Consider the following 14,080-nt stretch of genomic DNA (forward strand, 5'->3'; position numbering starts at 1 on the left):
AGCTCAGTGGTAGAGCCCCGGATTGTGGCTCCGGTGGTCGTGGGTTCGATCCCCATCATCCACCCCATTTCTTCCCCGGTTGTCTCCCTTCTTTTTGACACTGCTCCTGCTATTCTGCACGTCATCTATCGCTGCCAGGCGTTTCCTGTCGACGCTTCAGCGAGATGCCGAGGTAGCCTAAAGTCGATTTTTATGGCCCTGGACTTGTATTTCGTCCCGATTAGCACCATTTACCGCGCTAGTCTGCTTGCCAGTAGGCATGGGGATTCATAAAATCGCCCCCTGTTTAGAAATGAGTGCTTTGAAATGACAGTTTTGAAGCCTGGTTTTTGAGTCGCAATCACAGAACGCCCCCGTCGGTAGAGGATCATCTATGCAAGTTTCCGTTGAGACGACATCTCAGATCGAACGTCGCATCACCGTTCAGGTTCCAGCAGCCGAGGTTGACGAGGCCGTTGCCGCTCGCCTGCAAGACACCGCCAAACGCGTTCGTCTGAATGGCTTTCGTCAAGGGAAGATCCCGATGGCGGTCGTGCGTCAGCGCTACGGTCGAGACGTGCGCAACGAAGTCGTCAGCGAATTGATGCGTCAGCACTATGTGCGGGCGATCACCGAGCAGAGCCTGAATCCGGCCGGCTACCCATCGATCGAGCCGAAGGTCGATCAGACCGGCAAGGATCTTGAGTTCGTTGCGACGCTGGAAATCTATCCCGAGATCGAGCTGAATAGCATCGATGGCACGGCTATCGAGCGTCCGCAGACGGAAATCACCGACGCCGACATCGATACCATGATCGAGACGCTGCGCGGTCAGCGAGCCGAATTCCAGCCGGTCGATCGTGCGGCGGAAAACGGTGACCAGGTCAAGATCGACTTTCAGGGCTTTCTGGGAGACGAGCCGTTTGAAGGGGGTTCTGCCGAAGGTCACGAGCTCGAGCTGGGTTCCAATCGTTTCATTCCCGGTTTCGAAGAGCAGCTGGTCGGTGCCAAGGCTGGTGATGAGAAGATCATTAGCGTGACTTTCCCGGAAGACTATCAGGCCGAGCATCTGGCAGGTCAGGAAGCGAGCTTCAAGGTGACGGTGCATGAAGTCTCCGCCAAGGCGCTGCCGGAAGTCGATGCTGACTTCATCAAGGAATTCGGCGTGGAAGACGGCGATGCCGACAAGTTCCGTGCCGAGGTCAAGAGCAACATGCAGCGCGAGGTCAAGCAGGCGGTGCAGAACCGCGTCAAGCAACAGGCCCTCGACGCGCTGCAGAAAGCCAATGACGTGACCGTGCCGCAGTCGCTGATCGAGCAGGAAACTGACGGTCTCAAGCGTCAGGCGGCGCAGCAGTTCGGTCTTGGCGAAGATTTCGATGTCAGCCAGTTGCCCAACGAGCTGTTCGCCGATCAGGCACGTACCCGCGTCAAGGTCGGGCTGCTGTTGGCCGAAGTGATCAAGAAGCACGAGCTCGACGCCAGTGATGAAGAAATCCGGGCCCGCGCCGAAGAGCTGGCGAGCCAGTATCAGCAGCCGGAACAGGCGGTCGACCAGTACATGCAGAACGACGAGCTCAAAGGGCAGATCAAGTCGGCAGTGCTGGAAGACAAGGCCGTTGACAAGCTCCTCGAGCAGGCTCAGGTTAACGACGTCAACATGAGCTACCAGCAAGTGCTCGAAGCGGCACAGCAGTCCGAAGAAGCGGCTGAAGAAGACGATGCCGAGGACAGCGATTCCAAAGCATGATGGGTGCTTGGTAAGCGAAGCGATCCGACCCAGGTCGGGTCGCTAGTCGATGGGCCTGACAATCACCAGCTGTAAGGAAATCGCGATGCGTAACGAGTTCGACATCAGTAATGCCGGTGGCCTGGTCCCGATGGTCGTGGAGCAGAGCGCTCGCGGCGAGCGGTCGTACGATATCTATTCTCGGCTGCTCAAAGAGCGTGTCATCTTCCTGGTCGGCCCGGTCGAAGACTACACGGCCAACCTGGTCGTGGCGCAGCTTCTGTTCCTTGAGTCCGAAAATCCGGACAAGGATATCCATCTCTACATCAATTCCCCGGGTGGTTCGGTGACCGCGGGCATGTCCATCTACGACACCATGCAGTTCATCAAGCCTGACGTCTCGACGGTATGCATCGGTCAGGCGGCCAGCATGGGCGCGCTGCTGTTGGCGGGTGGGGCGAAGGAGAAGCGTTTCTGCCTGCCGCACTCGCGCATGATGATCCATCAGCCGCTCGGCGGTTATCAGGGTCAGGCGGCGGATATCGAGATCCACACCCGGGAAATCCTGACCATTCGCCACAAGCTGAATCGCATTCTGGCGGATCACACGGGCCAGGATATCGACAAGATCGCCCAGGACACCGATCGCGACAACTTCATGGATGGAACTCAGGCGGTCGAATACGGCCTGATCGATGCCATGCTGGATAAGCGTCCGGTATCCTGATAGCGTTTGAGTCAAGGTTTCACACGACGGCGCATGGCGTCGTCGTCCTGACGAGGTACACGAATGGCCGACGGTAAAGGCAAAGACGACAACGGCAAGCTGCTGTACTGCTCGTTCTGTGGCAAGAATCAGAACGAAGTTCGCAAGCTCATCGCAGGCCCGTCCGTCTATATCTGTGACGAGTGTGTCGATCTCTGCAATGACATCATTCGCGAGGAGGTTCTGGAAGCCGACGCCGAAAGCGATGAAGATCGTCTTCCCGTACCCCGTGAGATTCGCAACACGCTCGACGACTACGTGATTGGCCAGGATCGCGCCAAGATGGTGCTGTCCGTTGCGGTCTACAACCACTACAAGCGCCTGCGCGGTAGTGGCAAAAGCGACATCGAGCTGGGCAAGTCCAACATTTTGCTGATCGGCCCCACGGGTAGCGGCAAGACGTTGCTGGCGGAGACGTTGGCACGTCTGCTCAATGTCCCATTCACGATTGCAGACGCCACGACGCTGACGGAAGCGGGTTACGTGGGCGAAGACGTCGAGAACATCATTCAGAAGTTGCTGCAGAAATGTGACTACGACGTCGAGAAGGCCCAGCGCGGGATCGTCTACATCGACGAGATCGACAAGATCTCTCGCAAGTCCGACAATCCTTCCATCACTCGCGACGTTTCCGGTGAGGGCGTGCAGCAGGCACTGCTCAAGCTGATCGAGGGGACGACGGCTTCCGTACCCCCGCAGGGTGGCCGCAAGCATCCTCAGCAGGAATTCCTGCAGGTGGACACCGGCAATATCCTGTTCATCGTCGGCGGTGCCTTTGCTGGACTGGACAAAGTGATCCGTGACCGCGCCGAGAAGGGTGGCATCGGTTTCAACGCGTCCGTGAAGAGCAAGGAAAGCAACAAGGGTGTCGGCGATATTCTCGCTGGCGTCGAACCCGAGGATCTCGTCAAGTTTGGCCTGATCCCCGAGTTCGTCGGGCGCTTACCGGTGATTGCGACGTTGACCGAACTGACCGAGGATGCGCTGGTCCAGATTCTGACCGAGCCCAAGAACTCGCTGGTCAAGCAGTACGCCCATCTGTTCGAGATGGAAGGGGTCGAGCTGGATTTCCGTGACGATGCCCTGCAGGCCGTGGCGCACAAGGCCATGGAGCGCAAGACAGGGGCGCGTGGTCTACGCTCGATTCTGGAGTCGGTATTGCTGGAAACGATGTACGACGTGCCGTCGCTTGATGGCGTGACCAAGGTGGTGATCGACAAATCCGTCATCGCCGGCGATAGCGAGCCTCTGCTGATCTATTCCAAACAGGAAGATAGGCAGGAAGAGGGCCGCGTTGCCAACAAGGACGGATGACGCAGGTCCAGGTCATGACCTGTCTAGCTGTCTGACGAGGGGGCCCGCTGGCCCCCTCGCTTTTATGGACCCGATTTTCACGGATTTGGTCGTTCGCCGAACGCCACTTGCATCTGAACGTTGACGCCCCCACGTACCTCCCATATTGATATTGCCGCTCTGGTGGCTCACCCATCCGAAAGTTTGTCGAGGAAATGCTGTAATGGCGCAGAGCTCTGACCAGACATTGACGCTTCCGCTCTTGCCGCTGCGTGACGTGGTGGTCTATCCGCAGATGGTCATACCATTGTTCGTAGGGCGTGAGAAATCGATCCGGGCGCTGGAAACCGCGATGGAGCACGACAAGCGCGTGCTGCTGGTCGCGCAGCGCGAGGCGGCCCATGACGACCCCGGCGTCGACGACCTTTTCAGTATCGGTACGGTCGCCGACATCATGCAGTTGCTCAAGCTTCCCGATGGCACGGTCAAGGTGCTTATCGAAGGCAGTTTCCGAGCCGACATCCAGCATGTCCTGCAGGACGAGGACGGCTTCATCAGTGCGCAGGCAGTCTTGCGTGACAGTGAGCCGTTGAGCGAGCGCGAACAGGAATCCCTGGTTCGCGTACTGCTCAATCAGTTCGAGCAGTACGTCAAGCTGTCCAAGAAGGTGCCCAGCGAAGTGCTTTCTTCGCTGCAGGAAATCGAGGATCCGAGCCGACTCGTCGATACGATCTGTGCGCACCTGTCGTTGAAGATCGACGACAAGCAGGAGCTGCTCGAAATGGATCGCGTGCGCGATCGAATCGAGCATCTGATGGCGCTGATCGAGTCCGAAATCGATCTGTTGCAGGTGGAGAAGCGCATCCGCTCGCGGGTCAAGGACCAGATGGAGAAGTCCCAGCGCGAGTACTATCTCAACGAGCAGATGAAGGCCATTCAGAAGGAGATGGGCGAGCTCGAGAACGTGCCCAACGAGGCAGAAAAGTACGAGCAGCGCATCAAGGAAGCCGGGATGCCGCAGGAGGCCGTCGACAAGGCGACTCAGGAGCTCGGCAAGTTGAAGATGATGTCGCCGACCTCGGCCGAAGCGACGGTCGTGAGGTCCTATCTGGACTGGGTGCTCTCCGTTCCCTGGAAGAAGCGCACTCGGGTGAAGCACGATCTCCCCCATGCCGCCAAGGTGCTGGACGAAGACCACCATGGTCTGGAAGAGGTCAAGGAACGTATTCTCGAGTATCTTGCCGTGCAAAAGCGGGTCAAGAAGCTCAAGGGGCCGGTGCTTTGCCTCGTCGGCCCGCCGGGCGTGGGCAAGACATCGCTTGGTCAATCGATCGCGCGTGCCACCAATCGGCGCTATGTTCGCCTGGCTCTCGGCGGCGTGCGCGATGAATCCGAGATTCGTGGTCACCGACGAACCTATATCGGTTCGCTGCCCGGCAAGCTGATTCAGCGCATGAGCAAGGCTGGCGTGCGCAACCCGCTCTTCCTGCTCGACGAAGTCGACAAGATCGGCATGGATCATCGCGGCGATCCTTCCTCGGCGCTACTGGAGGTGCTGGATCCCGAGCAGAACGACAAGTTCAACGATCACTACCTCGAGCTCGATTACGATCTCTCGGATGTGATGTTCATCTGCACAGCCAATTCGATGAACATTCCGGGGCCGTTGCTGGATCGCATGGAAGTTATCCGTCTGCCGGGTTATACCGAAGACGAGAAGCTCGCCATCGCCAAGCGCTATCTGGTGCCCAAGCAACTCAAGGCCAACGGGCTCAAGGAGGACGAGCTGACATTCAGCGACGAATCCGTTCTCGAGCTGATCCGTTATTATTCCCGCGAAGCGGGGGTGCGTGAACTCGAACGTCAGGTCGCCAAGGTGAGACGCAAGGTGCTTCGCGAACGCCTCGAGACGGAAAAGGGGCAGGGAGCGCTGGCCGGAGTGACTCTCTCCGCGGACGATATCGAACGTTATGCGGGGGTGCGTCGGTACAGCTACGGACTGGCAGATCAGGAGCACCAGGTCGGCCGTGTCACCGGATTGGCGTGGACCTCGGTCGGCGGCGAACTGCTCTATATCGAATCCGTGGTGACTCCGGGCAAGGGGCGCGTCAACAAGACGGGTTCGCTGGGCGACGTGATGAAAGAGTCCGTCAGCGCCGCTCATACCGTGGTGCGAGCGCGAGCCCGCCAGTTCGGTATTGATCCGGAGCGATTCGAGAAGGAAGACCTGCATATTCACGTTCCCGAGGGCGCCACGCCGAAAGACGGCCCCAGCGCCGGTATTGGCATGGTCACGGCCATGGTCTCGGCTTACACGGGGCGGCCCATACGTTGTGACGTCGCGATGACCGGTGAAGTCAATCTTCGTGGGGAGGTCATGCCGATCGGCGGGTTGAAGGAGAAATTGCTGGCTGCACGACGTGGTGGTATAAAGACCGTACTCATACCGGAAGAGAATCGTCGGGATCTCAAAGAGGTACCCGACAATATCAAGAATGCATTGGACATTCGTTCGGTGAAGTGGATTGATGACGTGTTGTCAACGGCATTGGTTAATCACATAGACGACGATGACAAGCTCGCCGAAGATGTCGTTTCCTCGCAGACCAACGTCAGCACACATTGATCTTGTCGATGCGCATCATTCATGCGCCAGGCCCGTTGTGACGCGGTTTTTCTGATGATCTGGATTGACAGCAGAATCACGGCATTGCTATAAAATGCCCATCTGTTGTGATCGCGATCGCGTCTCTGATTGCGCATCGATGTCCTGTTAATTTCGTATACAGTCAAGGGGTGTAGTGTGAATAAATCCGAGCTGATTGAAGCCATTGCTGCGTCTGCCGATATTCCCAAGGCAGCTGCAACGCGTGCACTCGACGCGATGATTGAGTCCGTGTCAGACAGCCTGAAGAAAGGTGATTCCGTAGCTTTGGTAGGGTTCGGGACTTTTGCGGTAAAAGAGCGCGCAGCGCGCACTGGCCGTAACCCGCAGACTGGCAAGCCGATCGACATCAGCGCTGCCAAGGTGCCGAGCTTCAAGGCAGGCAAGGCGCTCAAAGACGCGGTGAACTAAGTTTCGCTCCGTCGCGCGGGCCGACGCTCCGGCAATCTCGGATGGCATAGGCTTTCCAGTCGGTGGTAGCCCGTAAAACATAAGCGCATCGCCTCAGCGATGCGCTTTTTTATTGTCTTGCTGCAAGAGCGATACTTTTGCAGAAAGCGTAGCCAGCGTTTCGTGCATGGGTGCGCCGTCGTGACCTGGCGGTGTACGATGTGCGCGCGACACATTGGCCAATCGACATGCGAGGACAGCATGCTGCAACGAATTCGTGAGGGTTCCCAGGGGTGGGTGGCAAAAGCCATCGTGGGGGCCATCATCGTGACGTTCGCGCTTTTTGGCGCGGAATCTCTGGTGAGCTATTTTGCCTCCGGCAGCAACGACGCGGCGACGGTCAACGGCGAATCCATCAGTCGTCAGGCAGTCGAGACGCAAGTGCAGCGAGGCATTCGCTCCGGACAGGTGCCGCCCGAGCAGGAGCGGCAGTTCCGTGGTCAGGTGCTCGATCAACTGATTCGCCAGCGGACCCTGGATCAGTACGCCCGCGAGGGCGGGCTCCACATCTCCGATAGCCAGCTGGATCAGCTGATCGTCTCGCTACCCGAATTCCAGGATCAGGATGGGCATTTCTCGGACGAGTTGTTCACCAATCGTCTGGCGCAGGCGGGGTATACCCCATCATCCTTCCGTCGCGAGCTTCGCGCGGACACCTTGCGTCGCCAGATTCAGCAAGGGCTCGCGGCCTCGGCCTTCCTGCTGCCGGCGGAAAAGGCGCGGTTGGCATCGTTGCAGCAGCAGCAGAGGACGTTCCGCTATGCGCAATTGACGGCTGCGGATCTTGATCAGCCGGTCGCGCCGAGCGATGCCGATCTCCAGCAGTATTACGATCAGCATCAACAGGATTTCCGCCGCCCGGCGCAGGTCAAGGTCAACTACCTGGTGTTGAATCAGGACGACGTGGCCAAGGATGTGGAGGTTACTGACGACCAGCTGCGTCAGGCCTATGAGCAGGCTCAGGCCGAAGCGCCGCGTGAGGTATCGCATATCCTGGTGACCTTTGGCGATGACCGCACGGAACAGCAGGCGCGCGAGCGTCTGACCGAGGTGCAGTCCAAGCTCGAGCAGGGCGCGGACTTTGCCGAGCTGGCGCGTGAATATTCCGATGACTCGTCGTCTGCCGACAGGGGCGGTGATCTCGGCGCGATCCAGAAAGGATTCTTCGGGGACGAATTCGACGATGCAGCGTTCTCGCTCGAGCCGGGGCAGGTTTCCAAGATCGTGCAGACCCAGTACGGGTTTCATTTGATCAAGGTGACAGGTGTCGATATTCCCTCTTTCGAGGATGACCGCGATGCGCTCACCGAGCAGGTGAAGCTCGAGAAATCCCAGTCGCTGTTCAATGAGCGAGTCCAGAAGCTGACCGACGAAGCCTATCAGGCGGATGATCTGACGACCGTTGCCGACGAACTGGGACTGACGGTTCAGACCAGCGACTGGTTCTCGCAGGATGCCGGCGGGGAAGGCGTGCTCTCCAATCCCGATGCCGCCGCCGCCGCGTTTTCTCCGGACGTGCTCGAGGACGGCTACAATAGCGATGTCATCGAGACCGACGATCAGCAGCGTGTGGTACTGCACGTCGTCGATCATCGCGATGCCAGCACGCTACCGCTCGAGGAGGTTCGTGATCAAGTCATGGCGGCGGTCAAGACCCAGCAGACCCGTCAGCAGCTGCTGGCGCGAGCTGCCGAGGTGCGCCAGTCACTGGAGAGTGGTGAAGCCGTGTCCGGTCTCAATTGGCAGCAGGCCGACAGCGTAGGCCGTGATGCCGATGGGGTGCCGGAGGCCATTCGTCAGGAAGCTTTCCGCCTCCCTCATCCCCAGCAGAATCAAGTGAGCTGGGGGCAGACGGATAGTCAGAACGGCGTTGCCGTTGTTGGCCTCGAGTCGGTGTCCTCCGGCGAAGCCAGTGCGGACGATGCAGACTTCGTAACGCGTCTGGCACAGCGCGTACAGGCGCAGATCGCCATCCAGGGGCTGAGTCAGACGTTACAGGATGAGGCGGACATCGAACGCAACTAGGGTGCGGGTGGCGCAATGAGCGCTGCTCCGACTTGATCCCGGGCAAAACCCTCCTAGGCTGAACGGCATGCCAACCGTAAGCCAGGAGGGTTTTTTCATGGCCGCTACGCGATATTTCGTGCTGATCAGGCACATGGCGGAAGTCGGCCGGACGGTATGAAACCGTGGTGACGAGCCTACTGTGTCGCGTGTTCCCAAGCCGTCAGAACCGCTATTGCCTGTTCACGAGTCTCACCGCATAGCTCGGGATCGTAATCGAAGCGATGACAGACCGCCGGGCGACGCGGATCGCCGAACAGTCGGCACAGGTTATCGTCATCTAGCTGGACGCAGCGGACCCCGGCAGCCTTGCCCGAAGGCATGCCGGGGATGGGCGAAGTGATCGAAGGCGCGATACAGCACGCGCCACAGCCGGCTCGGCAACGCATTATATTCCCTGGTCCCCGGCCGAGATGCCGCGACTTTCGGCGAGTGCGCCTTTATCGATTCCCTCGAACGCCTGTACCCGGATATGAGCACCGGTCGACAGCGCAATCTGCCTGGCGAGCCAGGCGGCAATGTTCTCCACGGTCGTAGGGGCGGGGAGGGTATGACAGCGGGCTTTCGGAAGATGAAGCTGGAACTGCCCTTGTGCCGAGCGGTAACGAACGCGCATGATATCATCTTGGCGACGGGGACCGACGATATCGGCCTCGTCGACAAGGTAGCCATTGTCCAGGCGTTGAGCCCAGAACCCTTCGAGTTCGGAGTCGCGTTGGCCGTTGCGCCAGATTCTGAGATGCGAGCGGTGACCATGCGCAATGCGCTGACAGTTACCCTTGTGATGCTTGAGTCCGTGGCTGTAGCTATAGATCGCGCCATCGGCCAGCTCTTCACGCAGGCGAATACGGATGGCCTCGACCCGGGGGGGCGGTCTTTTGCTAAGCTCGGTGCTGAGATGAGCGCCGAGCCGCTCCGCGGTAATTTCCCCCCAGGGGAACAGAGTGAAGCCCTGGCGCGGCGCACGCAGCTCGAAGGGGAAGGGCAGCTCGGTTGCCATGTGCAAGCCTTCGCTGCACTCCTCGATCTTGACGCCTGCGGCCTGGGTCGGTACCAGCAGGGTGTGATCCAGACCGGCGTCGAGACGCGCCTTGATCCAGGGTTTCACCTCGCCGAAGTCCAACAGCATGCCATCTTCCGCCAGCTCGCCGTCGAGCTCGACATCGACGTGCCAGCTCGCGCCGCTCAGACCGCGTTGAGGGGACCAGATCGAGGCATCGATATTGGTCAGGTTGTTCACGAACAGGGTCATCAATCGATTCCTGCAATCTTGTGTGTCTGCAGCGACAAGCGCCATTGGGGATGACGCATACAGTACTCGACGGTCGCTGTCATCGGGTTGGCGTCAGTGACGATAGCGCCCGGAGCCAGGTCCATCGGCTGCAGTAGGAAGTGGGTAAAATTCAATTCGGCGAAAGCCTCTGGGTCGACACCTGGCTGGGGGTGGATCAGCTTGAGTTCGTCGCCCTGGATCTGACGCAGCGTCGTATCGCTCTTGGGACTGACGCAGATCCAGTCGATGCCCTCGGGGGCCGGAAGCGTACCATTGGTCTCGACGGCGATCTCGAATCCTCGAGCGTGCATGGCATCGATCAGAGCGGTATCCAGCTGCAGGAGCGGTTCGCCGCCGGTGAAGACGACGTAACGCCGATGTCTGCCCGGGGCCGACGCCGGCCACAGTCGCTCAAGATGCGAGGCCAGGGCGTCGGCGTCGCCGAACTGGCCGCCATTCTGGCCATCGGTGCCGACAAAGTCGGTATCGCAGAACGTGCACTGGCTGCGGGCGCGATCACGCTCCCGGCCAGACCACAGGTTGCAGCCGGTAAAACGGCAGAAAACGCTGGCGCGACCGGCTTGGGCGCCTTCTCCCTGCAGGGTGTAGAAGGCTTCTTTGACGCTATACATGCAGAATTCCGTACTGGGTTTGCCGGGCACAGGCGTCAAACGACGAGACGAGCTCTGGCGCCAGGTGTCGATGCAGGCGCTTGACGCTGGCGGCTTGTTTCAGGGCTTGGCATAGGGAAGCGGATCAGTCATTCCCAGACTGGCAAACGCGTTGAGCCGCTCGCGACAGCTGCCGCACTCGCCGCAGGCGGTTTCCTGGCCCAGGTAGCAGGTCCACGTTTGCGCGTAATCCAGCCCCATTTCGAGTCCGTCGGCGAGGATCTGCGCCTTGTCGCTGTGCAGATAGGGTGCTTCGATTCTGACCGCCTCGAAGTTGGCGATGGCGGCAACATCGTTCATGCGATCGACGAAAGCCGGACGGCAGTCAGGGTAGAGAACGTGGTCTCCTCCATGCGCGCCGTAGAAGCAGATCGGCGCATCGATGTTGACCGCATGGCCGATCGCCAGCGACAGCAGGATCATGTTGCGGTTGGGGACCACGGTGTCGGCCAGATTGTCCGCCGCGTAGTCCGCCTTCGGCATGTCCCGATCGCTATCGGTCAGCGCCGAGTTGCCGATCAACTGATGGATGGCGCGGATATCGACGACCTTGTGCGAGACGCCCAGCTCGTCGCACACATGCCGGGCAACATCGAGTTCGCGGGCATGGCGCTGGCCGTAGTGGAACGACAGGGCATGAACGTCGTAGCCCTGGCGGATGGCACGATGCAGAACCGTATAGGAGTCCATGCCGCCGGAGTAGATCACGACGGCCGGCTGGGGCGTAGTATGGGGAGTCGGGGGTGTCATGCTATCAACCTGTGGCGAGACGAACGGTCTAGATCGTGAAAATGATTCTGGCGGAGACGCCAATGGCGGTCGTGCTCACGCTGTAAAAGCGCCTCTTTCACCGACCAGCGGCGTCAGAAAGCGCTGTCTCAACGCCTGCGGGGTCAGTTCCCCTGCGAGCAGATGAGTAAGCTTGCTATGCGCGGCTTCCGGCGTCATGTCGTCCGCCGAGAGAATGCCGATATCCTGGAGTATCCGACCCGACGCGTAGGTGCCGAGATGAACCGCGCCGAACGGACACTGGCTGACCGCGGTCATTACCTTGCCTTCTGCGCTGGCACGGGCCAGAACGCCCAGCAGCGCATCGTCCTCCGGCAGGTTCCCGCTTCCCCAGCACTCGATCACGACGCCTCGTATCTGGTCGTCGTTCAACCATCGGTCCACGTCTCGAGCCCGGATGCCGGGCCATAGCACCAGACGCAGGACGACGGGAGCTGGGTCGGTGAGGCACTCGAAGCGCGGCGCACCCGATGTGTCGTGGCAGCGGGCCGCGTAGATCACCGGAGCGTGGTCCACCATCTCGCCCAGTAACGGCCAGTTCGGACTTTCGAACCCCAAAGCATCCTGAGTGTACCATTTTCGCGTCCGGCATCCCCGCATCAGGTGACCACCGAAACTCACGCAGACCTCTCTCAGTTCCGCGCGCGCCGCGAATTTCAGCGACGCCTCGAGGTTGTCGAGCGCATCGCTGCCCTCCACGCCAAGCGGCTTCTGCGAGCCCGTGACGATGACCGGCTTGGCGAGGCCTTGAAGCTGAAAGGCCAGGCTGGAGGCGCACCAGGCGAGAGTGTCGGTGCCATGGAGCACCACGAATCCGGCGTAATCCTGATGGCGTCGGGCGATCAACTCTGCCAGCGCGGCCCAATCGGCCGGTGTCGCACTGCTCGAGTCGATCGGGTGGGGAGATTCCCAGACGACGTACTCGGGCAGGCTACCCTGCCGGCCGGGCGGCAACAGCGCCAGCGCGTTCGTCATTCGCGAACCGAAATCGCCGGCCGCGACCAGCCCCCGTTCGCTGCCGCGCATGCCGATGGTGCCCCCGGTGTAAATCACCAGGATCGGGAGCTCTTGTCGATCTGTCATGCTCATGAAGGGGCTACAGATCGTGACCAAGAATGACCTGGCAGATCGACGAGAAGGTCCGAGCCTCTGGCGGATGGTTGAGATCGACCCCGAGCGCGCGACTGATGTTGGACGCAGAGATGATGCCGCGAATTCTCGAGCCGCCATTGCCGTCCGGTTCGGTAATCAACACGTGCTGATCGCCCGATGTTTTCAGGGTCTCGACCAGATCGCCGACACTGGCATGAGAAACCTTGGCGTAGGAGAGTGAATGCAGCTCGCTGCGCGGCGTCTGGATCATTTCCGCGGTGACCTCATCGCGGCCGATCTGGTGTTTCTGCATGGCCAGCGTGATACGCCGCCCACCGAACAGCTCGCGGGCATTGACCACGCCGGTGAAATCCCCGCTGGCGTTGATCAGCATCAGCAACCGCACGCCGGCCTGCTTCATCGTCTCCAGCGCTTGAGGAATGGAGCTGCCGGTCGGCAGGGTATACGGATGGCTGACGCTGAAATCGGTCAGCAGCATGGCAGCGGAGCTTTCCAGCGTCACTGACTGCGTCTGGATCACTGGCTGTACGATACCGCTGACACCATCGAGGTTCTCCAGCGCCAGTGCCGAGAAATGGACTTTTGAAGGGTGGACTGTGTTGGCCATCGAGAGATCTCCCCAGGCTGATCAAAGTGTCGGTCGCGATTCGAGCGTCATCGGATCCCGACTGAAAGGTTAAAGGTATTGGCGTAGATCACCGCGTACGCTATCCAGGAAAGTGATGAAACGGGTATCACGCTCATCGTCCTGACGATCCGTACGGCAGCCAAGCTTCATGGTCTTCTGGACAAGAAGCTCGTCGTAGATATCCAGCGTGACCTTTTTCGGGCTTTCAGCGGAAGGTGTGATGTCACCCTCTTCCAGCGTGAAGGTCTCGAAGAGCGTGGCGCGGATGCGTGTGGTCCCGCCTTCTGCCAGCACTCGGCGTACGAACAGCCAGCCCTCGCAGGCCAGATTGTCGCCGTTGTCACGCTGGCGCTGGAACAGGGTGCGATAGCTCGCGCCCTCCTTGGCGGCTCGGTCCGCCATGCTGCGGTAGGCCTCGGTCACCCGGGACGCCATTGCGCCGGTATCTGCCAGCTTGCGCAGGGCCGCCTGATGTTCGCGTCCCAGCTGCTCCTGACGCTGAAAACGTTGCCAAGAGCGATAGTTGGCGTACAGGGAGTTCGCGTCCATGTTTTCTCCGGAGTGTGGCAAATTGTCGGTGGCCTATGATCGCCCATCCGGCGGCTGTCTGACCACCCAAGGTTGATCTTTCCGGGAATTGACGCGGTCAGAAAAAGAAGA

The 14,080-nt window shown here is 59.9% G+C and carries 13 protein-coding genes; 6 read left to right on the forward strand and 7 right to left on the reverse strand.

The window, feature by feature from the left end:
* Positions 1-373 precede the first annotated feature (373 nt).
* From tig to BTW07_RS14460, 6 genes are all read left to right on the forward strand, one after another.
* Positions 374-1,729 (forward strand): trigger factor, encoded by a 1,356-nt coding sequence (tig, locus tag BTW07_RS14435; protein WP_075570884.1) that lies wholly within the window; start codon positions 374-376, stop codon positions 1,727-1,729.
* A gap of 85 nt (positions 1,730-1,814) precedes the next feature.
* Complete coding sequence (gene clpP, locus BTW07_RS14440; RefSeq protein WP_075570885.1) at positions 1,815-2,435, forward strand: ATP-dependent Clp endopeptidase proteolytic subunit ClpP; 621 nt, start codon at positions 1,815-1,817, stop codon at positions 2,433-2,435.
* Between the two features lie 63 nt (positions 2,436-2,498).
* Entirely contained in the window at positions 2,499-3,788 is a 1,290-nt protein-coding gene (gene clpX / locus BTW07_RS14445; protein WP_075570886.1) for an ATP-dependent Clp protease ATP-binding subunit ClpX, read from the forward strand.
* Between the two features lie 202 nt (positions 3,789-3,990).
* Positions 3,991-6,393, forward strand: coding sequence for an endopeptidase La (gene lon / locus BTW07_RS14450; protein WP_075570887.1), 2,403 nt, complete (start codon positions 3,991-3,993; stop codon positions 6,391-6,393).
* Positions 6,394-6,570: 177 nt separating this feature from the next.
* Positions 6,571-6,843 carry a nucleoid-associated protein HU-beta gene (gene hupB / locus BTW07_RS14455; protein WP_075562051.1) on the forward strand — a complete coding sequence of 91 codons (273 nt, stop codon included), beginning with the start codon at positions 6,571-6,573 and terminating at the stop codon, positions 6,841-6,843.
* Positions 6,844-7,083: 240 nt separating this feature from the next.
* Entirely contained in the window at positions 7,084-8,907 is a 1,824-nt protein-coding gene (locus tag BTW07_RS14460) for a SurA N-terminal domain-containing protein (protein WP_075570888.1), read from the forward strand.
* A 176-nt stretch (positions 8,908-9,083) separates the two neighbouring features.
* On the opposite strand, the gene BTW07_RS14465 is transcribed toward BTW07_RS14460, so the two are convergent.
* The 7 genes from BTW07_RS14465 to BTW07_RS14495 all read right to left on the reverse strand — a co-directional run bounded on the left by BTW07_RS14465 (position 9,084) and on the right by BTW07_RS14495 (position 13,969).
* Entirely contained in the window at positions 9,084-9,335 is a 252-nt protein-coding gene (locus BTW07_RS14465) for a YkgJ family cysteine cluster protein (protein ID WP_075570889.1), read from the reverse strand.
* The gene (locus BTW07_RS14470) at positions 9,335-10,198 is read right to left on the reverse strand and encodes a 6-carboxytetrahydropterin synthase (protein WP_075570890.1); all 864 of its coding nucleotides are present in this window, start codon (positions 10,196-10,198) and stop codon (positions 9,335-9,337) included. Before BTW07_RS14470 ends, BTW07_RS14465 begins: the two co-directional genes overlap by 1 nt.
* Complete coding sequence (gene queE, locus BTW07_RS14475; RefSeq protein ID WP_075570891.1) at positions 10,198-10,851, reverse strand: 7-carboxy-7-deazaguanine synthase; 654 nt, start codon at positions 10,849-10,851, stop codon at positions 10,198-10,200. The genes BTW07_RS14470 and queE overlap by 1 nt, the downstream gene beginning before the upstream one ends.
* 99 nt (positions 10,852-10,950) lie before the next feature.
* Entirely contained in the window at positions 10,951-11,640 is a 690-nt protein-coding gene (gene queC / locus BTW07_RS14480; protein ID WP_075570892.1) for a 7-cyano-7-deazaguanine synthase QueC, read from the reverse strand.
* Between the two features lie 75 nt (positions 11,641-11,715).
* Positions 11,716-12,768 carry an asparaginase gene (locus BTW07_RS14485; protein WP_110641656.1) on the reverse strand — a complete coding sequence of 351 codons (1,053 nt, stop codon included), beginning with the start codon at positions 12,766-12,768 and terminating at the stop codon, positions 11,716-11,718.
* Positions 12,769-12,775: 7 nt separating this feature from the next.
* Positions 12,776-13,399 carry a CBS domain-containing protein gene (locus BTW07_RS14490; protein WP_075570893.1) on the reverse strand — a complete coding sequence of 208 codons (624 nt, stop codon included), beginning with the start codon at positions 13,397-13,399 and terminating at the stop codon, positions 12,776-12,778.
* 69 nt (positions 13,400-13,468) lie between these two features.
* Positions 13,469-13,969: a hypothetical protein gene (locus BTW07_RS14495; RefSeq protein ID WP_075570894.1), complete on the reverse strand. Its 501-nt coding sequence runs from the start codon at positions 13,967-13,969 to the stop codon at positions 13,469-13,471.
* Between the last annotated feature and the right edge of the window lie 111 nt (positions 13,970-14,080).

Source organism: Salinicola socius, assembly GCF_001937195.1.
Taxonomy (GTDB): Bacteria; Pseudomonadota; Gammaproteobacteria; order Pseudomonadales; family Halomonadaceae; genus Salinicola; species Salinicola socius.